19 protein-coding genes are annotated in these 21744 nt (G+C 43.2%); 18 read left to right on the forward strand and 1 reads right to left on the reverse strand.

From position 1 onward, the window contains the following. Positions 1–59 precede the first annotated feature (59 nt). The 4 genes from C0979_RS01195 to C0979_RS01210 are packed head-to-tail and all read left to right on the forward strand — an operon-like array spanning position 60 to position 4159. On the forward strand, positions 60–1352 hold the full coding sequence (locus C0979_RS01195; protein ID WP_101694249.1) for an ABC transporter substrate-binding protein: 1293 nt from the start codon (positions 60–62) through the stop codon (positions 1350–1352). A gap of 51 nt (positions 1353–1403) precedes the next feature. Further along, positions 1404–2288 (forward strand): carbohydrate ABC transporter permease, encoded by an 885-nt coding sequence (locus C0979_RS01200; protein WP_101694750.1) that lies wholly within the window; start codon positions 1404–1406, stop codon positions 2286–2288. 11 nt (positions 2289–2299) lie between these two features. Continuing rightward, positions 2300–3103, forward strand: a complete 804-nt coding sequence (locus tag C0979_RS01205; RefSeq protein WP_173814278.1) for a carbohydrate ABC transporter permease — start codon at positions 2300–2302, stop codon at positions 3101–3103. A 6-nt stretch (positions 3104–3109) separates the two neighbouring features. Beyond that, positions 3110–4159, forward strand: coding sequence for a uroporphyrinogen decarboxylase family protein (locus C0979_RS01210; RefSeq protein ID WP_101694250.1), 1050 nt, complete (start codon positions 3110–3112; stop codon positions 4157–4159). A gap of 4 nt (positions 4160–4163) precedes the next feature. Here C0979_RS01210 and C0979_RS01215 read toward each other — a convergent pair whose 3' ends face one another. Beyond that, the gene (locus C0979_RS01215; RefSeq protein ID WP_101694251.1) at positions 4164–5414 is read right to left on the reverse strand and encodes a nucleotidyltransferase; all 1251 of its coding nucleotides are present in this window, start codon (positions 5412–5414) and stop codon (positions 4164–4166) included. 172 nt (positions 5415–5586) lie between these two features. Here C0979_RS01215 and mgtE point away from each other — a divergent pair, with 172 nt between their 5' ends. From mgtE to C0979_RS01285, 14 genes are all read left to right on the forward strand, one after another. Then, the gene (gene mgtE / locus C0979_RS01220) at positions 5587–6942 is read left to right on the forward strand and encodes a magnesium transporter (protein WP_101694752.1); all 1356 of its coding nucleotides are present in this window, start codon (positions 5587–5589) and stop codon (positions 6940–6942) included. 182 nt (positions 6943–7124) lie between these two features. After that, a complete protein-coding gene (gene pta, locus C0979_RS01225) occupies positions 7125–8126 on the forward strand; it encodes a phosphate acetyltransferase (protein ID WP_101694252.1) in 1002 nt (333 codons plus the stop codon). Between the two features lie 20 nt (positions 8127–8146). Beyond that, positions 8147–9337, forward strand: a complete 1191-nt coding sequence (locus C0979_RS01230; protein ID WP_101694253.1) for an acetate kinase — start codon at positions 8147–8149, stop codon at positions 9335–9337. A 123-nt stretch (positions 9338–9460) separates the two neighbouring features. Continuing rightward, complete coding sequence (locus C0979_RS01235; protein ID WP_101694254.1) at positions 9461–9988, forward strand: YceD family protein; 528 nt, start codon at positions 9461–9463, stop codon at positions 9986–9988. A 3-nt stretch (positions 9989–9991) separates the two neighbouring features. Beyond that, the gene (rpmF, locus tag C0979_RS01240) at positions 9992–10171 is read left to right on the forward strand and encodes a 50S ribosomal protein L32 (protein WP_004612498.1); all 180 of its coding nucleotides are present in this window, start codon (positions 9992–9994) and stop codon (positions 10169–10171) included. Positions 10172–10365: 194 nt separating this feature from the next. Beyond that, positions 10366–11382, forward strand: coding sequence for a phosphate acyltransferase PlsX (gene plsX / locus C0979_RS01245; RefSeq protein WP_101694255.1), 1017 nt, complete (start codon positions 10366–10368; stop codon positions 11380–11382). Between the two features lie 2 nt (positions 11383–11384). Continuing rightward, on the forward strand, positions 11385–11618 hold the full coding sequence (acpP, locus tag C0979_RS01250; RefSeq protein WP_101694256.1) for an acyl carrier protein: 234 nt from the start codon (positions 11385–11387) through the stop codon (positions 11616–11618). A gap of 91 nt (positions 11619–11709) precedes the next feature. Further along, the gene (gene rnc, locus C0979_RS01255) at positions 11710–12405 is read left to right on the forward strand and encodes a ribonuclease III (protein ID WP_101694257.1); all 696 of its coding nucleotides are present in this window, start codon (positions 11710–11712) and stop codon (positions 12403–12405) included. A gap of 7 nt (positions 12406–12412) precedes the next feature. Beyond that, complete coding sequence (gene smc / locus C0979_RS01260; RefSeq protein WP_101694258.1) at positions 12413–15973, forward strand: chromosome segregation protein SMC; 3561 nt, start codon at positions 12413–12415, stop codon at positions 15971–15973. A 28-nt stretch (positions 15974–16001) separates the two neighbouring features. Continuing rightward, on the forward strand, positions 16002–16952 hold the full coding sequence (gene ftsY, locus C0979_RS01265) for a signal recognition particle-docking protein FtsY (protein WP_207653805.1): 951 nt from the start codon (positions 16002–16004) through the stop codon (positions 16950–16952). A gap of 3 nt (positions 16953–16955) precedes the next feature. Continuing rightward, on the forward strand, positions 16956–18170 hold the full coding sequence (gene ilvA, locus C0979_RS01270) for a threonine ammonia-lyase (RefSeq protein ID WP_101694260.1): 1215 nt from the start codon (positions 16956–16958) through the stop codon (positions 18168–18170). A gap of 207 nt (positions 18171–18377) precedes the next feature. After that, entirely contained in the window at positions 18378–19769 is a 1392-nt protein-coding gene (locus tag C0979_RS01275) for a hydroxymethylglutaryl-CoA lyase-like TIM-barrel protein (protein ID WP_101694753.1), read from the forward strand. A 72-nt stretch (positions 19770–19841) separates the two neighbouring features. Then, complete coding sequence (locus C0979_RS01280; RefSeq protein ID WP_101694261.1) at positions 19842–20489, forward strand: GntR family transcriptional regulator; 648 nt, start codon at positions 19842–19844, stop codon at positions 20487–20489. Positions 20490–20534: 45 nt separating this feature from the next. Further along, the gene (locus C0979_RS01285) at positions 20535–21731 is read left to right on the forward strand and encodes an NADP-dependent isocitrate dehydrogenase (RefSeq protein ID WP_101694754.1); all 1197 of its coding nucleotides are present in this window, start codon (positions 20535–20537) and stop codon (positions 21729–21731) included. Positions 21732–21744 lie beyond the last annotated feature (13 nt).

The following is a 21744-nucleotide window of genomic DNA, read 5'->3' on the forward strand; positions in this document are numbered from 1 at the left end:
TATAATAATACCGATGTATGAAAAGACATCGGTATTATTGTTTACAAAGGAGAGATGTTATGAAAAGGAAGAGTATCAGCGTCATTTTGTGTGTCGCTATGGTTGCTGGTCTGGCAGCAGGATGCGGAAGTTCCAAGGATGAGAAGAAAGACGGAAAAGAAATCTTGTCTGTATGGATTCCGCCCTTGGATGATGAGACGGAGAAAAATTATGTGCCATTACTGGACAAATTTGAGAAGGAAAATAACTGTGAGCTAGATGTTCAGATCATTCCGTGGGATACTTATGAAGAGAAGTATATGACTGCAATCAATGCAGGAGAAGGTCCGGATGTGGGATATATGTACGTGGAGATGTTCCCGACCTACATTGATTCTGGAGCTGTAGTGGATATGGAAGAATATCTGACAGAAGAAGATTATGAAGAATATCTTTATCTGGACAGAGGGAAAATGATGGGAGGAACTTACGGATTCCCATTTAATACAGGAAATCCATTCATTATGTACTACAATGAGGATATTTTGGAGAGCATCGGAGAGACTGCTCCTGAGACTTGGGAAGACTTTGAGAGAATCTGTAAAAAGGCAACCAAGGACACAGATGGAGACGGTAAAATTGATCAGTATGGATATGCGGCTGGATTCAACAATGGAGATATGAGTCCTTTGTATTTGCTTAATTCCTATTACTACAGTCTTCTGTGGCAGAACGGAAGTGACATTTACAACGATGATCTGAAATCTGTTCGTTTCAATGATGAGGCTGGTGTAGAAGCAGTAGAATATTTGAAGAGTCTGACACCATACATGCCGGAAGATTATATGTCTCTTGCTGCTACCGATGCATTTTCAAATGTGTTTGGCGGAGGTCATGCAGCATTTGCATGTGCAAGAGCTATGCAGGCACAGTCAGAATCGTTCCAGGAGACGTATCCAGATCTTCACTGGAATTATGTGACATCTTTGAAGAATGAGCAGTACGGAACGTTCGGAGCCGCTGACTGTTTGACGCTGATGTCTGCTTGTGAGAACAAAGAGCTTGGAATGAAACTGATTAAATATATGACGGGAACGGAAGTAATGTCTGAGTATCATAAAGAGCATCATGGTGCTCCGATGACGAAAGATGAAGAATATCAGGGAGATGAGAAGCTTGAAAGAACTCTGACAGAGGACAGAGATAAATGGCGTCCGCTTCAAGCAGGTCCATGCGGTTCCGATATCCTTCTGAATCTTGTTTCTCAGATTCAGGCAGTGATGAGTGGTGATGCTTCTGCCCAGGAAGCGCTGGATGAGGCGGCAGAGTATTCCAATGATTTACTGGATGAATACTGGGCGGATAAAGAATAGTGAGAGGATGCCTGCTGTATGCAGGCATCTTTTTTGAGGATAGAGGTGCTTATGAATAAGAAAAAAAGAAATTGCCAGCTTTCAGCTTATGGATATATTACGCCGATTCTGCTGATTATGATCGTATTTCTTGGGGTATCTGTTCTGATGTCAGTGGTGCTTAGCTTTACTAAATACAATATTTTGACACCGCCACAGTTTAATGAACTGGATAACTATACCCGGATGCTGACAGATAAGAAGTTCGTAAAAGCCTTGATGAACACGTTGAAGGTAATGGTTTATATTGTCCCCCTTCAGACTGTGATTTCCCTTCTGGTGTCTGTGGTCATTGCTTCGAAGCGCAATACCTGGCTTGGAAAATTGGCGAATATTGTGATCTTTATTCCGGTGTTGTCTTCAAATGCGGTGGTGGGTACTGTCTGGAAAGCAATTTTAAATGGACATATTGAAGTGGTGGAAAAGTTTTTTGCTTTTTTTGGCATTAATTGTTCGATGCTTTTGGGAGATGCAGATTCTGCGCTTCTGACGGTTGCTATGGTGTCCATTTGGAAAAATGTAGGATATTACGCGGTGCTGTACATTTCAGCTTTGATTAATATTTCCGATCATTATTATGAAGCTGCGAAGGTGGACGGAGCTGGAAGAATTTCAAGATTTTTCTATGTCACCCTCCCGATGTTGAAACCAACGACTATTCTAGTGGTTTTCCTGGGAGTGACTACATCGCTGCAGTGTTTTGACATTATTTACAATCTGACCGGAGGCGGTCCGGCCATGGGAACAACGACGCTTGTATTCTATGTCTATGATTTGTGCTTTAAATCAGGAAGAGCCGGATATGCTATGGCGGTATCGAATATGTTGTTCCTGTTGATTTTAATTACCGTTGTCGCGCAAAGAAAAATGATGCGGAAAGATGCTTCAGAAATCTAGGAGGAGTCAGAGTGAAATTTATAGAAAAACAAATCGCAAATTTGGTTTTGCTGGTAGTGATAGCGGTCAGTGTGTTCCCGTTTATTTACATGTTGATTATGTCCTTGAAAAATACGTTGAGTACGTATGATTTTAACTTGAATGGATTAACACTGGAAAATTATGTGAAAATCTTTCGAACTGCAGAATTTGAACGTTATTTTTTCAATAGTGTTTTCGTGGCGCTGGCAGGGGTGCTTTTGGCAGTTGCCGTAAGCTGTCTTGCCGGATATGCATTTGCAAAATTAAAATTTCCCGGAAATGATAAGATCTTTTTTGCTTTAATTATGACACTGATTATTCCATCGGAAGTCATTATTGTGCCGCTGTATTTAACAATCAAAAATCTGGGATGGCTGAATACCTACCAGGCATTGATTCTACCGCTTCCTACAGCTCTTGGAACCTTTATTATGAGGCAGGCTATTTTAGGGGTTCCGGATGAGGTGATTGATGCGGCGAAGATAGAAGGGTGTTCCAATTTGAAAATCTTGTGGAAGGTTATTCTTCCGCTTGTGAAATCTTCCATTCTTACGTTGGCGATCTTTACGTTTGTGGGAGCGTGGAACAATTTCCTATGGCCATTGATTGTCAGTACGAAGAATGAAATGAAGACACTTCCATTGATTCTTAGTGCAACTAAGACGCAGTTTGAACCTAATATTGGACTTACCATGGCATGTGCAGCAGTCAATTTCCTGCCGCCGTTTATTTTCTATATTCTGCTGCAGAGGAAGTTTAAAGAAGGGGTCGTATTAAGCGGTATGAAAGGGTAGAGGAAAATGAAGATTTGCATAAATCCGGCAGAAAAAATGACGCCGGTGGAAAGAAAACAAGCAATAGAAGACGGAAAAGCATATGACCGGATCCGGTGTATTCCAGCTATGGGGGAACTAAAAAGCCAGGTAGGTGGGCAAACCATATGGGATATGTGGCATGATCCTAGGAAAATAGCAGAGATTGAGGTCAGTGCATTTAACCGATTCGGACACGACCAGATGATGATCGGTCCCAATTCTTATGGAATCGCAGATGCGCTTGGCGCGGACGTGATCTATGCAGAAGATAAGCTTCCCTATATTGGGAAGAATTGCCTGAAGGATTATCAGGAACTTTCCGGTTATGAACCACTAGATGCCAAGAAAGATGACAGAATTAAGACCTTTCTTAATGCGGCAGAAATTCTTGCTGATTGTGCGGCACCCTATGTGCCGATAACGGCCAGTGTGGGAGGTCCTATGACGATTGCATCTTATCTAAGAGGTGTGGAATATTTGCTTCGTGACTGTAAACGGGAACCGGAGCAGGTTCATCGCCTCCTTCGTTTGGTAACCGACAGCGAAAAAAGCTGTATGAAGGCTATGGGCAAATACGGATTTTCGATTGCCATGGCGGATCCGGTGGCGAATCCGGAGTTGATCGGTCCGAAATATTATAAAGAATTTGCCTATCCGTATATGAAAGAACTGACGGATTATGCATACGAGGTAACCGGGAAAAAAGCGAATCTTCATATGTGCGGAAGAACGTATTCTATTTGGAAATATTTTTCTCAGTTAAATGTTCAGTTTTTGAGTCTGGATAATGCGATTGATTTAAACCGGGCAAAAGAAGAATTATCACCTTATCTTGCAGTTGCAGGAAACGTGCCGCCGGTAGAGGTTGTAATGAATGGGACGAAGGAAGAGATTTTCCAGTCAGTGCAGGAGTGTGCGCGTATCGGGAAGCAGATGGAACAAGGATATGTGCTTTCGACGGGATGTGAGATTCCTTATGGAACGGCGCTAAGTCAGATTGATTGGTTTATGGAAGCTGCCAGACAATACGGGTAATCGGTTATACCCGTATAATCTGTTGGCAGTATTCACTGATAAATGGAGTTTTAAATTTTTCGGTCAGGACGCTTTCATATAGATCAGAAGCAAAGAGATCCTGACGAAGCATTGAAAGGCCGACAGAACTAAGCTGGTCGGTTTTGGTGAGTTTGGAAAGAAGCGGAATAGAAGTATGCCGCTGAATTTCGGTTAATATCTCGCGGGAGTCTTTACGAAAGCCGATAAGACGTGCGTACTGACAGCCGCCTTGTTTGGAGAATGTCCTTAGGTCATTCTTTGTGATTCCAAGAAGGATATGAAGGAGCGCGCGGCTGATTCGAGTATAGGTAAGTTCGCGGGTTTTTAATAGCTCACAGAATTGATCAAAGGAGATAAACTGATTACGTCTGTTATAAATTCGGTTAGCTAGATCTTCTGATACGTCCAGAAAGTGAGACAAGGATTCTCTGGACTCGCAAAGAAGTCGGTATTTTAGCAGTAAAGAAAAATCGTTTGCAAAGACCGGGTACCGGTTCTGAAAAGTTTCACAAAAAAGTTGAAACGAAGCATCGGGAACCTGGCCTTTTAATTGCAGCAGCGACTCAACGGACGCGGATTCCGTCAGAGAGGACGACAGACAGTTCCGAATCGCGGATGCAGAACTAAAGCGCTCTGTCAATTCTTGATCATGGTAGCCGGAGAGGATACGTTTAATGGTGTAAGGCTTTATAGAACTGTCGCTTTGATAGAGTGCCTTCAGGTACTCGATTCCCAAAATGTTGTTGGGGTGTTCCAGCAAAGTGTCCAGAAATCCATCTTGAAAATAGTGCTTCAGCGCTTGCTGACGGGCGACAGGGAATGCTTTCCCTTGCTGCAATTCTTGCTTCAGCATAAGGCGGTATTCTTCAGGCTCATCAGCTGTCACATGGGCAATTCGATCAAGGGCAGAAAGATCCCCGCATTCGCTTCCAAAGCAGACAGAGTCGATGCATCCCAAATGGTTGAGAAGATTGATGCTTCCGGCGGCAAAGGATTCTGCGCTTCCCGTTGCAAAGCAGACCGGAAGTTCTAAAATGACATCGGCACCGGATTCCAGGGCGGCTTTTGCCCGTAGATGCTTTGGCATGATCGCCGGAGCGCCCCGCTGTACAAAGTTTCCGCTCATGATTACAAGCACGGCATCAGCGCCGGTGATTCGTTTTGCTTCCTTTATATGATGTAGATGACCATTGTGAAATGGATTGTATTCTGTAATCAGCCCAACAATATTCATAAAAATCTCCTTGTATATCGCATTTAAATTGATTATACTATAGAAAGGTTATGTAAGCAATATTTGGGGAAGGAGGGTATTCATGGGGCAGGATAAAATGAGCCAGATGACATCGGAAGAGTGGGGTGATGCGGTAGCTCAAGGCGAATTTGATCATGATATCAGTGAAGGCATTGAAGAACGAGAAGAACTTACAGAGGAGCGTATTCTGGAAATGCTTGACAATCGCCAGTTCAAAGAATTAAAAGAAGAACTGGAAAATAACATGTACCCGGTAGACCTTGCCGAGATTTTAGAAGAATTTGAACAGAAACAGCTTGTGATGGTGTTCCGTTTGCTGGCAAAAGAGGAGGCTGCGGAGACATTTACCTATATGAATAGTGATATGAGGGAAATCCTCATCAATGCGCTTACCGATTCAGAGCTGGAAGAAGTGATGGAAGAGATGTATCTTGACGATACCGTGGACGTATTGGAAGAGATGCCTGCCAACGTTGTGGATCGTCTTCTTATGGCAACCGATGAAGAAAAGCGAGCTCAGATCAATCAATTGCTTCAATATCCGGAAGACAGCGCCGGAAGTGTCATGAACGTAGATTATATCGCACTTAGTCAGGAGATGACGGTGGAAGATGCGATTATGAAGATTCGACAAGTAGGTTTGAACAGAGAGACTATCTACACCTGCTATGTGACAGAGAAGAGGCGTTTGATCGGAGTTGTGGATATTAAAGATCTTCTTACGACAGGAGAATCGAGAACCATTGATGAGATCATGGACACGAATATGTTGTATGCACAGACGACGGATGATCAGGAGGAAGTTGCCCGAATGATTACAAAATACGGTCTTATTGCACTTCCGATTGTGGACCATGAGCATTGTATGGTCGGTATCGTTACGGTTGATGATGCGATGCTTGTCTTGCAGGAAGAGGAAACGGAAGATATCAGCATCATGGCTGGTGTTGCGCCAAATGAAGAATCTTATTTTGGGACAACCGTTTATGAGCATGTGAAGAGTCGTCTTCCATGGCTGTTATTCTTAATGCTTTCAGCCACGGTGACTCAGATGATTATGAATAGCTATGAAGCAGCACTTGCGGTTATGCCGCAATTGGCAGGTTTCATCCCAATGCTTACAGGAACGGGAGGCAACTGTGGTTCCCAGAGTTCCACTCTTGTGATCCGTGGACTTGCGATCGGTGAAATAGAATTTCGAGATCTCTTTAAAGTGATCTGGAAGGAAGTCCGAATTGCTGTCTGCATTAGTATTATCCTTGCGGTGGTGAATGGAACGCGTATTTTGATTATGGGACAGGGAGATGCAATGATGGCATTTACGATTGGTGTCACAATGGCATGTACCGTTATTATTGCCAAAGTTGTAGGATGTACCCTTCCGTTGGTTGCCAAGAAAGTAGGCCTGGATCCGGCGATCATGGCGACACCTTTAATTTCTACATTGGTGGATATCAGTACTATCAGTGTATATTTTGCTATTGTAAGTTTTGTATTTCGGTTATAGAGAGAAAAGAGGACGCATTCGTAAGTGCGTCCTCTTTTGATGGTTAATTCTCTTTTTTATAGATTGCGTTGTAGGATGGTTTCGGTAAAATGTACGGAAAAAGAGACACAAGAGTGGCTTGTATACTATATTCATTTGTATTATAATGATTAATAGTAGAAAAAGAAAGGAGTCTATTAATCATGGGATTCATAGATGAAATTAAAGCAAAAGCAAAAACTTGTAAAAAAACAATTGTTCTTCCGGAGACAGAGGATATCAGAACTTATGAGGCGGCAGAGGCTGTGTTAAAAGAAGGAACAGCAAATCTTGTGCTGATCGGAAGCGAAGAGGAGATCGCTAAGAATAAAGGTTCTTTTGATATCAGCGGAGCTACAATTGTTGATCCGGCAACCTATGAAAAGACAGAAGAGTATATTGCAAAGCTCGTAGAATTAAGACAGAAAAAAGGCATGACAGAGGAACAGGCAAGAGAGCTTCTTCTTACAAATTACCTGTATTATGGAGTTATGATGGTTAAAATGAAAGACGCTGACGGTATGGTAAGCGGAGCATGCCACTCCACAGCAGATACATTAAGACCATGTCTTCAGATTTTAAAGACAAAACCAGGAACAAAATTAGTTTCTGCGTTCTTTGTAATGGTAGTTCCAGATTGCGATATGGGTGCTGACGGAACATTTATTTTCGCAGATTCTGGACTTGAACAGAATCCAGATCCAGAGAAACTGGCTGCAATCGCACTTTCTTCTGCAGAATCTTTCAAGACTCTTACCGGAAAAGAGCCAGTGGTAGCTATGCTTTCTCACTCTACAAAGGGAAGTGCAAAGCACGCCGATGTAGACAAAGTAGTAGAAGCTACACGTATTGCGAAAGAAAACGCTCCGGAAGGACTTATGCTTGATGGAGAGTTCCAGTTGGATGCAGCGATCGTTCCGGAAATCGGACAGTCCAAAGCGCCGGGAAGCCCGGTGGCAGGTAAAGCGAATGTGTTAGTATTCCCGGACCTTGACGCTGGTAATATCGGATACAAGCTTGTTCAGAGACTTGCAAAAGCAGAAGCATACGGACCGCTTACACAGGGAATCGCAGCTCCGGTTAATGATTTGTCTCGTGGATGCAGCGCGAAAGATATAGAGGGTGTAGTAGCAATTACAGCAGTACAGTGTATGGCTGCTGAATAAAAATAAGAGAGGTAAATGAAATGAATGTATTAGTTATCAACTGCGGAAGTTCATCTCTGAAATTCCAGTTAATTAACTCGGAGTCAGAGGAAGTTCTCGCAAAAGGTCTCTGTGAACGTATCGGTATTGACGGACGCCTTACTTATCAGCCGGCTGGTGGGGACAAGGCTGTTTCTGAGAAGGCAATGCCAACACACACAGAAGCAATTCAGTTTGTAATTGACGCTTTAACAGACGCTGAGACAGGTGTTGTTAAGAGCCTGGATGAGATCGGAGCAGTGGGACACCGCGTGGTACATGGCGGAGAGAAATTTGCATCTTCTGTTGTGATTACAGAAGACGTATTAAAGGCGATTGAAGAGTGTAACGATCTTGCACCGCTTCACAATCCGGCAAACTTGATCGGTATCAATGCTTGTCAGAAATTAATGCCAAATACTCCGATGGTTGCAGTATTCGATACAGCATTCCATCAGACCATGCCTGAGAAAGCTTATCTCTATGGACTTCCATATGAGTATTATGAGAAATATGGCGTAAGACGTTACGGTTTCCATGGTACAAGCCACAGCTTTGTATCCAAACATGCAGCAGAATTCTTAGGATTAGATCTTGATAACTCTAAGATCATTGTTGCACATCTCGGAAACGGAGCATCTATCAGTGCTGTATTAAACGGAAAGTGTGTTGACACATCTATGGGACTTACTCCACTGGAAGGTCTTGTAATGGGAACACGTTCTGGTGATATGGATCCTGCAATCATGGAATACCTTGCAAAGAAAGAAGATCTGGATATGGCAGGTGTTATGAATGTATTAAATAAGAAATCCGGTGTGTTTGGATTATCCAAGGGGTTATCCAGCGATTTCCGTGACTTGACAGCTGCTATGAATGATGGAAATCCATATGCAAATGCGGCAATTGAAGTATTCTGTTATCGTGTGGCAAAATACATTGGTTCTTATTCCGCAGCAATGAACGGTGTAGACGCGATTGCATTTACAGCAGGAATCGGAGAAAATGTAGCAATTGTTCGTCAGAAAGTATGTGAATGTCTGGAATATTTGGGAGTATCTCTTGACCAGGAAGCAAATAAATTGTTCGGCGACGATCGTCTGATCTCTACTGCAGATTCAAAAGTGAAGGTTGCAGTAATTCCGACCAATGAAGAACTTGCTATCGCACGCGAGACGGTTGCACTGGTATAATTCTAAGCAGAAGAGGATTCAAAAAAGAACCAGATTGCAGAATTAGCAGAAAAAAAAGAAATTTGGTTGACAAAATCATTTTACATGATATAATAGTCTAGGTGTGAATAGGAGTAATGAATTATGATATTAAACCTATCCGACGTCTTGTCAGAACAACATAAACCGATCGATGCATCGGTGCCTGTGGAGATGGATTGCTTCCGCTCAGAACTTGGATGTTTTGAGATTGTGGATAAGAGTCCGGTGGTTCTTCATATCGAGTATATGAAAGAAAAAGAGCTGGAGATTACGGGAAATTGTGAAGTCACAGTGGTGATTCCGTGTGACAGATGTCTTACAGATGTAACAATAAAGATTCCGTTAGAGATTCACAAGCGGGTCAGCGTAGCTTCAGAGGAAGTGGAAGAGACAGACGAGTTAGACGAAACAAATTATATTGACGGATATAACTTTGACGTAGAGCAGTTAATCTACAATGAGTTATTGATAGGGTGGCCGACGAAAATTCTGTGTAGCGAAGACTGTGAAGGCATTTGCAACGTATGTGGTCAGAACCTGAATGAAGGCACCTGTAACTGTGAAGATACGGGGCTTGACCCTAGAATGTCAGTTATCCGCGATGTGTTTAAGAATTTTAAGGAGGTGTAACCTATGTCAATTTGTCCAAAGAATAAATCTTCTAAAGCAAGAAGAGACAAAAGAAGAGCGAATTGGAAGATGAGCGCTCCGAACCTGGTAAAATGCAGCAAGTGTGGCGAGTTAATGATGCCTCACAGAGTTTGCAAGGCTTGCGGAAGCTACAACAAAAAAGAAATTGTTTCTGTTGACTAATTATAATTGAGTTAAAAGAAATGTGAAAAATGGGGACTTTGAAAAAAGTTCCCATTTTTTCTTGCCTTAATTTACAAAATAGAGACACTTAGAAAAAGAAAATTTCTTTCGTTCACTAAGAAAATAATGAATTGTATTGATTTTCCAGAAAAGGTTTAGTAGAATTAATCCTAGCAATGCTAGGAGGAAGATACATGTCAGAGATTACGAACATAGCGCTTGATGCTATGGGAGGGGATTATGCCCCGGTAGAAATGGTAAAAGGTGCAGTGGACGCCATACAGAAGGAATCTGCAATGAAAGTATTTCTGGTGGGTCAGGAAGATAAGATAAACGAGGAACTGGAAAAATATCAGTACAACAAAGAGCAGATCGAAGTCGTTCCTGCATCGGAAGTGATCGAGACGGCAGAGCCGCCTGTGAGTGCAATTCGTAAGAAGAAGGATTCGTCGATCGTGGTCGGGATGAAGATGGTGAAGGAAGGAAAAGCTGATGCGTTTGTATCTGCTGGAAGTTCTGGAGCAATTCTTGTCGGAGGCCAGGTGATTGTCGGTAGAATCAAAGGGGTGGACAGAGCGCCGCTTGCGCCGTTGGTTCCAACGGAGAAAGGGGTATCCCTTTTGATTGACTGCGGAGCGAATGTAGATGCAAGACCAGCCCATCTGGTGCAGTTTGCCAAGATCGGTTCCATCTATATGGAACATGTGATGGGTGTGAAGAATCCGAAGATAGGAATCGTCAATATCGGTGCAGAAGAAGAAAAGGGAAATGCATTGGTGAAAGAGACGTTTCCACTTTTAAAAGAAGAAAAGAGCATTAATTTTACCGGTAGTGTGGAAGCAAGAGAGATTCCGCATGGTCAGGTAGATGTTGTGGTCTGCGAAGCGTTTGCAGGAAACATTATCCTGAAGCTGTATGAAGGTGTTGGAGCAGTCCTGATTAAGAAGGTCAAAGAAGGAATGATGACTAGCTTGAGAAGCAAAATAGGTGCATTGTTGATTAAACCGGCTTTGAAAGCAACCTTGAAATCCTTCGATGCAAGTGAGTATGGGGGCGCACCATTGCTGGGCTTAAATGGCTTGGTTGTAAAGACACATGGAAGTTCAAAGGCTAAGGAAGTAAGTAATACGCTGGCACAGTGTGTAACTTTCAAAAAGCAGAAGATCAATGAAAAGATCAAAGCAAGTATTCAAAAAGAGGAGACGAATTAACGATGGAATTTGAGAAATTAAAAGAAATTATTGCGGATGTATTAAACATGGATCCAGATGATATCCGTGAGGATATGACATTTGTAGATGATCTTGGAGCAGATTCTCTTGATATTTTCCAGATTATCATGGGGATTGAAGAACTTTACGATATCGAGATAGATAATGAAGAAGCAGAAAAGATCGTGACGGTAGGAGATGCTGTAGAACAGATTAAAAACGCAACCAATAACTAGGCGGCTATCAGATGGAGCTGTTGCGCTGCAACAGCTCCATCTTCTTATTCTTAATTGGCAGTTCTTAAGCTGAGGACAGGAAGGAAAATATATGAGTCAAAAATTAAAAGAATTGGAAAAGAAGATAGGATATACATTTCAGGATCTAGAAATCTTAAAGCAGGCAATGATGCACAGCTCTTATATTAATGAAAAGCATCTTCCAAAATACAAATGTAATGAGCGCTTAGAATTCTTAGGGGATGCAGTGTTGGAATTGGTATCCAGTGAATTCTTGTTTTATGAAGATAAAACAAGACCGGAAGGAGAACTGACGAAGGCAAGAGCGAGTATGGTGTGTGAGCCGGCGCTTGCGTTTTGTGCCAGAGAGATTGATTTAGGACAGTATCTGCTGCTTGGAAAAGGAGAAGATGCGACCGGCGGAAGAAAGAGGGAGTCTGTCACATCGGATGCGATGGAAGCTCTAATTGGAGCGATTTATATAGATGGTGGTTTTGCTAATGCAAAAGAGTTCATTAAAAGGTTTATTTTGAATGATTTAGAAAATAAAAAACTCTTTTTTGATAGCAAGACTATCCTGCAGGAGATTGTTCAGGCGCATTTTAAAGAAGAAATCTCTTATCGTATGATCGGAGAAGAAGGACCGGATCACGACAAGAGCTTTCATGCAGCGGTTTTGATCGGAGAGAAGGAATATGGAACCGGAACCGGACGAACGAAGAAAGCGGCAGAACAGGAGGCTGCTTATCAAAGCATTTTGAGGCTGCACAAAGAGAATATAAAGTAGGTGAAGCATGTATTTAAAGAGCATTGAGGTGCAGGGATTCAAATCCTTTGCACATAAGATCAAATTTGAATTTCATAATGGCATTACCGGTATCGTAGGTCCAAATGGAAGCGGCAAGAGCAATGTAGCTGATGCAGTACGCTGGGTACTGGGAGAACAGCGGGCTAAGCAGCTTCGAGGAGGCAATATGCAGGATGTCATTTTCTCGGGAACGGAGAACAGAAAGCCATTAAGCTATGCATCTGTAGCCATTACCCTTGACAATTCAGATCATAAGCTGCCCATTGATTATGAAGAGGTGACGGTAGCAAGAAAGCTGTACCGTTCAGGAGAGAGTGAGTATCTGATCAATGGAAGCGCCTGCCGTTTAAAAGATGTCAATGAGCTGTTCTATGATACAGGAATCGGAAAAGAAGGATATTCGATTATCGGACAGGGGCAGATTGATAAGATCTTAAGCGGAAAGCCGGAAGAACGAAGAGAATTGTTTGATGAAGCTGCCGGAATCGTTAAATTTAAACGAAGAAAGAATATTTCCCTAAAAAAACTGGAAGAAGAGCGGCAGAATCTTCTACGTGTCAATGATATTCTTGCAGAACTGGAAAAGCAGGTAGGACCACTGGAGCGTCAGGCGGAGACTGCAAAAGAATATTTGAAGAAGAAAGAATCCTTAAAGACATATGACATTAATATGTTTTTACTGGAAATGGATCGAATAAAGGCTCAGGTTCAGGAGATTGACGGTAAGATTGGAATTACAAAAGAAGAGCTTGACGAGGCATCGGTTCGGTATGACGGTATGAAGGCGGAATATGAAGCCGTAGAAGAGCAGGTGGATGAGATTGATGCATCCATTGAAAATGCAAAAAGTCAGTTAAGCGAGACGACCATGTTAAAGCAGCAGCTGGAGAATCAGATCGAGCTTCTGAAAGAACAGATTCACAGCGCCCGAATGAATGATGCGCATTATGATCAGCGTGCCAGAACGATTGATGAAGAGATAAAAAGCAGAGAAACTCAGTTGACAGAATTAGAGACGTCGCATGCACAGATTGAAAGCAAGATCAAGGAGCAGAAGAAGGAAGAAGATCAGGCGCGTCAGGAACTGATTGAGATGCAGAGCCGTTTGGCATCGCTTTCAGAAGCGGTGGAAGCCAATAAGAACGAAATTATGCAGATTCTGAACAATCGGGCGTCTACAAAAGCCAAAAGTCAGCGTTATGACACGATGCTGGAACAGATCGATGTCAGAAAGGCTCGTTTAAATCAGCAGATTATTGAAGCGGAAAGCGAGGTCAGTGAACAGAAGGAGCTGTATGACAAATATCAGAAGGAATTAAAAGAGGCTTCGGAAGAAATTCTTGCACTGACAGATGAAAATACGTCCTATGAGGCGAAGATTCAAGAATTGCAGAATATCCTTGCAAAGCAGACGGAGCAGTTTCAGATTGGTCAGAAAGCTTATCATAGAGAACAGTCCAGACTGGAATCGTTAAAGAATATTACGGAGCGGTATGATGGATATGGCAATAGTATTCGGCGCGTGATGGATCAGAAAGATCGGGAATCAGCCCTTCTTGGAGTTGTTGCAGATCTAATTAAAGTGGATAAGGAATATGAGATTGCGATAGAAACAGCTCTCGGAGGGAATATTCAGAATATTGTAACCGAAGATGAGGGAACTGCAAAGCGGATGATTCAGTATTTGAAGAAAAATCGATTTGGACGGGCAACCTTCCTTCCGCTTACGAATATTCGTGGAAATTCAGGAATTGGAAGACCGGAGGCTTTGAAGGAACCTGGCGTTATTGGCACGGCTAATACGCTGGTGCAGGTGGAAGAGCGTTATCGAAAACTGGCAGATCATCTGCTTGGAAGAACACTGGTGGTAGATCATATTGATCATGGAACGGCCATTGCCAGAAAATACAACCAGTCTCTTCGGATTGTGACATTAGAAGGAGAATTGATTAATCCAGGTGGATCCATGACAGGTGGAGCCTTTAAGAATTCCAGCAATCTTTTGAGTCGGCGGCGTGAAATAGAAGAGTTTGAAAAGACGGTCCAAAAGCTGAAACAGGAGATGGACGAGATGGAAGCGTCATCAAAGAAGCTGCGTGCAGAGCGTGCAGGTTACTATGAAAAGACGGATGAAATCAGCGGGAAACTTCAGAAGGCTTATGTGATCCAGAATACGGCAAAGTTGAATGCTGATCAGGCGCTTGCCAAGATTCAGAGCGCAAGAGAGATGTCCAAGCAGGTACAAAAAGAAGCAGAAGAACTGGATCGACAGATTACGGATATTATGGATAATCAGGAGTCGATCAGTGTCGAACTTGATACTTCAAAGAATCTGGAAAAAGAATTGACAGAGAAGATTGAGCAGGATCAAAAACTTCTGGATGCAGGAAAAGAAGAAGAAGCAGTAAAACTTAAGAAGGTGGAAGCGATTCACTTGGCATATGCAGGGCTGGAGCAGAAATTTGCATTTGTAATGGAAAACCAGTCCCGTATTCAGGAAGAAGTAGAGAAATTCCGGGAAGAGCTTGCAGAACTGGAAGTCAATAAAGGTGGAATGTCAGAAGAAATTCAGGCAAAGGAAGGCCAGATTTCAGATCTTCGGCAGACGATTGAGAATTCAAAAGATCTGTTCGCTGAGATTGAATCTGAGATTGAACGATTCAAAAAAGAGAGAGAAGAGCTCAACCAGAAGCATAAGACGTTCCTGGAGAAGAGGGAAGAGCTGTCGAAGCATATGTCGCTTTTGGATAAAGAAATCTTCCGTCTGGAAAGCCAGAAAGAGGGATACGAAGAAGCTTCCGAAAAGCAGATCAATTATATGTGGGAAGAGTATGAACTGACTCTGAACCGTGCCAGAGAACTGCGGGACGCTAACCTTACGGATCTCATAAAAATGAAGAAGAAGATTCAGGAATTAAAGGCAGAAATCCGGAGTCTTGGCAATGTAAATGTGAATGCGATTGAAGAATATAAGAGTGTTTCGGAGCGTTATGAGTTCCTGAAAGGGCAGCATGATGATCTGGTGGAAGCAGAAGCTACATTGGAGCAAATTGTAGAAGAACTGGACGCGGCTATGCGCAAGCAGTTTAAAGAGCAGTTTGCCAGAATTGCGTCTGAGTTCGATATGGTGTTCAAGGAATTGTTCGGCGGCGGAAAAGGAACGCTGGAATTGATGGAGGATGAAGATATTCTGGAGGCGGGTATTAAGATCATTGCGCAGCCGCCGGGTAAGAAACTTCAGAATATGATGCAGCTTTCCGGTGGAGAGAAAGCGCTGACAGCAATTGCACTGCTGTTTGCAATTCAGAATTTAAAACCATCGCCGTTCTGTCTTCTAGATGAGATTGAAGCGGCCTTGGATGATAATAACGTAGATCGTTTTGCGCAGTATCTACACAAGCTGACAGAGAATACCCAGTTCATCGTGATTACGCACAGAAGAGGAACGATGACGGCAGCAGACCGTCTCTATGGAATTACCATGCAGGAGAAGGGGGTTTCGACGCTGGTATCGGTCAGCCTTTTAGAAGAAGAACTGGATCAGTAGAGAAAGAAGAAAGATGAGGGATGAGCATATGGCAGAAGAGCAGAAAGAGAAAAAAGGATTTTTCAGCCGTCTGGTGTCCGGGCTTAGTAAGACGCGAGCGAATATCGTATCTGGCATGGACAGCATTTTCAATGGCTTTAGTCACATCAATGAAGATTTTTATGAGGAACTGGAAGAAGTTTTAATCATGGGAGATTTGGGTGTGCAGGCAACCTATGACATTTTAGACGATCTTCGGGCAAAAGTGAAAGAACGTCATATTAAGGAACCGGCTGACTGCCGACAGATTCTGATTGACAGCATCAAAGAGCAGATGAATGTAGGCGAGACCGCCTACGAATTCGAGGAGAAGCAGTCCGTCGTGATGGTAATTGGTGTGAACGGTGTCGGCAAGACGACGACCATCGGAAAGCTGGCTGGCAAACTTCGCTCAGATGGGAAAAAAGTTATCCTCGCGGCGGCCGATACGTTCCGTGCAGCGGCCGGAGAGCAGCTTAAGGAATGGGCAGACCGTGCACAAGCGGAACTCATAGGCGGACAGGAAGGGTCAGATCCTGCAGCTGTTGTATATGATGCGGTTGCGGCAGCAAAGGCGCGACATGCAGATGTGTTACTCTGTGATACGGCGGGACGTCTTCACAATAAGAAAAATTTAATGGAAGAATTACGTAAGATGAATCGGATTATTGACCGTGAGTACCCAGAAGCCTTCCGGGAGACGCTGGCAGTGTTAGATGCTACCACGGGTCAGAATGCGCTGCAGCAGGCCAAAGAATTCAACGAGGTGGCCGATATTACGGGAATTATTCTCACTAAAATGGATGGAACTGCCAAAGGCGGAATTGCAGTGGCTATTCAGGCGGAGCTTGGAATCCCGGTGAAATATATTGGAGTAGGAGAGACTATAGACGATTTGCAGAAATTTGATGCAGATGCGTTTGTACGGGCTTTGTTTGATCAACCAAAAGAGGAGGAATAAGAGATGTTGACATTGGAAAAATTTGAACAGGCAAGTGAATTGGTCAAGAAGGTTACCCTTCCAACCAAACTGGTATACAGTGAGTATCTGAGCAAACAGACAGAAGGGAAGATCTATCTGAAGCCGGAAAATATGCAGTATACAGGAGCGTATAAAGTACGTGGAGCATATTATAAGATCAGTACCATGAGCGAAGAAGAAAGATCCCGTGGACTGATCACTGCATCGGCAGGAAATCATGCACAGGGCGTTGCTTATGCGGCTCAGAAGTTCGGATGCAAGGCGACGATCGTTATGCCTACGGTGACCCCGTTGATCAAAGTAAATCGTACGAAAAGCTATGGAGCAGAAGTCGTGCTTCATGGAGACGTCTATGATGATGCATGTGCTTACGCACTGAAGCTGGCAGAAGAGCATGGCTATACGTTTGTTCATCCATTTGACGACCTGGATGTAGCAACCGGACAGGGCAGCATTGCAATGGAGATTGTACAGGAATTGCCTACGGTAGACTATATTCTTTGTCCGATCGGCGGAGGCGGACTGATTACGGGTGTGTCTACCCTTGCTAAAATGCTGAATCCGAAGATTAAGGTAATCGGTGTGGAGCCTGCGGCGGCAGCCAGCATGACGGCGGCTATTCAGGCAGGAGAACCAGTGACGTTAGAAAGCGCCAATACCATTGCCGATGGTACAGCGGTTAAGAGAGTAGGAGAAAATATTTTCCCATATGCGCAGGAGAATATTGATCGGATTATCACAGTGGAAGATGATGAATTAATTGGCGCATTCCTTGATATGGTTGAGAATCATAAGATGGTCGTAGAGAATTCAGGACTTCTTACGGTAGCGGCATTAAAGCAGCTTGACCTGAAAGGGAAAAAGGCAGTGTCTGTGTTAAGCGGTGGTAATATGGATGTGATTACCATGTCTTCGATCGTACAGCATGGATTGATTCAGAGAGATCGAATCTTCTCTGTATCCGTTCTTCTTCCAGATAAGGCAGGAGAGCTGGTACGTGTGGCATCTACCATTGCCAATGCCAACGGAAATGTTATTAAACTGGAGCACAATCAGTTCGTCAGCACCAACCGTAATGCGGCAGTAGAACTTCGGATTACGATGGAAGCGTTTGGAACGGAGCATAAGCACGAGATTATGAAAGCTTTAGAAGACGAGGGGCTGCGTCCAAGAGAGATTGGAGCAAAATTATATTAATACAGAAAAAGAAGCGAGGGCGTCGGTTGTACCGGCGCCCTCGTAGTTGTAGCTCCTTTGGTTCTGTTATAAGGGGCAGAAAAGGAAGGGACAATAGAAAGTCGGGAAAATCATTGACAATTCTATATCACTTTATCTTGACATAGCGCTGAAGAAGTGTATAATTGTATACAATGATACAACATGAAAGAAAGAGAGAGAACGAAGATGGAGAATCGAAAAGTATATCTGGATAAACATACGAATCTGCTGCAGTTAGAAGAGCACATGTATCCGCTGGTGGATGTGGATACTCCGAACGTATTCCGTAATCTCTTTCACTATGATGAGATTCCGAAGATTGCGTTTAATGACAGAATCGTACCACACAGTATGCCGGATGAAATCTGGATTACAGATACCACGTTCCGGGATGGACAGCAGTCACGGGCGCCTTACAGTACGGAGCAGATTGTGAAAATTTATGATTATTTTCATCAGCTTGGAGGACCAAAAGGAAAGATCCGTCAGAGTGAATTTTTCCTGTACAGCAAAAAAGACAGGGACGCTGTCTATAAATGTATGGAGAAAGGATATCAGTTCCCGGAGATTACCAGTTGGATCCGCGCCAATAAGAAAGATTTTGAATTGGTAAAAGAGATTGGAATGAAAGAAACGGGAATTTTAGTCAGCTGTTCGGATTATCATATTTTCTACAAGATGAAAATGACCAGGCGGGAATGTATGGATCACTATTTATCTGTAGTAAGAGAATGCCTGGAGACAGGAATAAGTCCGAGATGTCATTTGGAAGATATTACCCGTTCGGACATTTATGGATTTGTGATTCCATTCTGCTTGGAACTTATGAATCTGATGAAGGAATATCAGATTCCGGTGAAAATCCGTGTCTGTGACACGATGGGATATGGAGTTAATTATCCGGGAGCGGTGATCCCAAGATCGATTCCTGGAATTATCTATGGACTTCGTGTACATGCAGGGGTTCCAAGTGAACTGATTGAGTTCCATGGGCACAATGATTTCTATAAAGCAGTCAGCAATTCTACGACTGCATGGCTTTACGGAGCAAGCGGCGTGAACTGCTCTTTGTTTGGAATCGGGGAGCGCACCGGGAATACGCCTCTGGAGGCTATGGTATTTGAGTACGCACAGCTTCGAGGTACGTTAGATGGTATGGATACCAAAGTTATTACGGAACTGGCAGAGTATTATGAGAAAGAAATCGGATACTGTATACCATCCAGAACGCCCTTTGTTGGAAAGAACTTCAATGTAACAAGAGCAGGAATTCATGCAGACGGTCTATTGAAAAATGAAGAGATTTATAATATTTTTGATACGGAAAAGTTCCTTGGAAAGCCACCGCTTGTAGCAGTATCCAACACATCCGGTCTGGCGGGAATTGCTCATTGGATCAATACCTGGTTTTGTCTTTCAAAAGAAAAGCAGGTGGATAAAAGTTCCGAATTGGTTCGGATGGTGAAAGCCTGGGTGGACAAAGAATATGAAAGCGGTCGTGTGACGGTGCTTACGGATGAGGAATTGCTGCAGGTGATTGACGATGCGTGCAAGACGCTTGGCATAGAACTTGTCTAAGTAATCATAGGAGTATTTTATGATCTTTCAGGAGGCTGAAAGAGAAGGTTTGAAAGAAAAAGAGGAAAAGAGATGGAAGAATATCAGGATCAGTCCCTTCGGGGAAAGGTATTTCAAAGACTGAGAGAAGATATTTTATCTGGTGTTTATCAGGAAAATGATGAATTAAGAGAGGTGTCTATCGGAGAGGAATTAGGAGTCAGCAGAACGCCGGTCAGAGAAGCTCTGCGTCAGTTGGAGCTGGAAGGTCTGGTGACGATCGTTCCAAACAAGGGCGCTTATGTAAAAGGAATCACCAAAAAAGATGTCCATGATATCTATAAGATTCGCTCTCTTCTGGAAGGCTTATGTGCCAAGTGGGCGACAGTGCATATTACCGATCAGCAGATCGAGGAACTGGAAGAAATCGTTCTGTTATCCGAATTTCATTTGAAGAAACAAGGACAGAGAAAAGCAAAACAAGTATCAGATCTTGACGGAAAGTTTCATAAGGTCTTGTATGAGGCGTCTAATAGTCGTATACTGGAACATGTATTATCCGATTTTCATAAGTATGTCAAGATGGCGAGAACCATGTCGGTAGGAGAAAAAGAGCGGGCGGAGAAGTCCATTGATGAGCATCGGGCAATTCTGGAGGCGATTCGGAAAAAGGATGCTAATCTGGCGGAACGGCTTGCTAACCAGCATATTATGAATGTGATGGAGAATCTGCATCTGTAAAAGATGCATCAGATTGAAACGAAGAGAAAAGGAGAAGGAAAGCAGATGGCGAAGATTAAGATGACGACTCCGATTGTGGAGATGGATGGAGATGAAATGACCCGGATTCTTTGGAAGATGATTAAAGAGAATCTTCTGGAGCCATTTATTGAACTGAATACAGAATACTATGATTTGGGATTGGAGCACAGAAATGAGACCAATGACCAGGTGACGATCGACTCCGCAAATGCGACAAAGAAGTATAAAGTGGCGGTGAAATGTGCGACAATTACGCCAAATGCTGCCCGTATGGAAGAATACGATCTGAAAGAGATGTGGAAAAGTCCAAACGGTACCATTCGTGCGATTTTAGACGGAACGGTATTCCGTGCGCCGATCGTTGTGAAGGGAATTGAGCCTTGCGTGAAGAACTGGAAGAAGCCGATCACCATTGCAAGACATGCATATGGAGATGTTTACAAGGGATCCGAGATGAAGATTCCGGGAGCAGGAAAGGTAGAGCTTGTCTATACGGCAGAAGATGGGTCTGAGACGAGAGAACTGGTACATAACTTCGCAGGAGCCGGAATTGTGCAGGGAATGCACAACTTAAATGGTTCTATTGAGAGTTTCGCAAGAAGCTGCTTTAGTTATGCGCTGGATACCAAGCAGGATCTGTGGTTTGCAACCAAGGATACCATCTCTAAGAAATATGACCATACTTTTAAGGATATTTTCCAGGAGATTTATGACGCAGAATACAAAGAAAAATTTAAGACAGCTGGAATTGAATATTTCTATACATTGATTGATGATGCGGTAGCTCGTGTAATGAAGTCAGAAGGCGGATATATCTGGGCATGTAAGAACTATGACGGTGATGTTATGAGCGATATGGTTTCTTCTGCATTTGGCTCTTTGGCTATGATGACGTCCGTATTAGTGTCTCCAGAAGGGTATTATGAGTATGAGGCAGCTCATGGAACCGTGCAGCGTCATTATTATAAGCACCTGAAAGGGGAAGAGACCTCTACGAACTCTGTGGCAACCATCTTTGCCTGGACAGGAGCATTGAGAAAGCGCGGAGAAATGGATGGGAATACAGAATTAATGGCATTTGCAGACAAGCTTGAAAAGGCAACGATCGATACCATTGAAGAAGGCAAGATGACCAAGGATCTGGCATTGATTACGACAATTCCAAATCCAACTGTATTAAACAGTGAAGCATTTATCAAAGCGATTGCAGAAAAACTGTAATACCTGCAAAAAT

The organism is Dorea phocaeensis, assembly GCF_900240315.1.
GTDB classification, from domain to species: Bacteria; Bacillota; Clostridia; order Lachnospirales; family Lachnospiraceae; genus Dorea_B; species Dorea_B phocaeensis.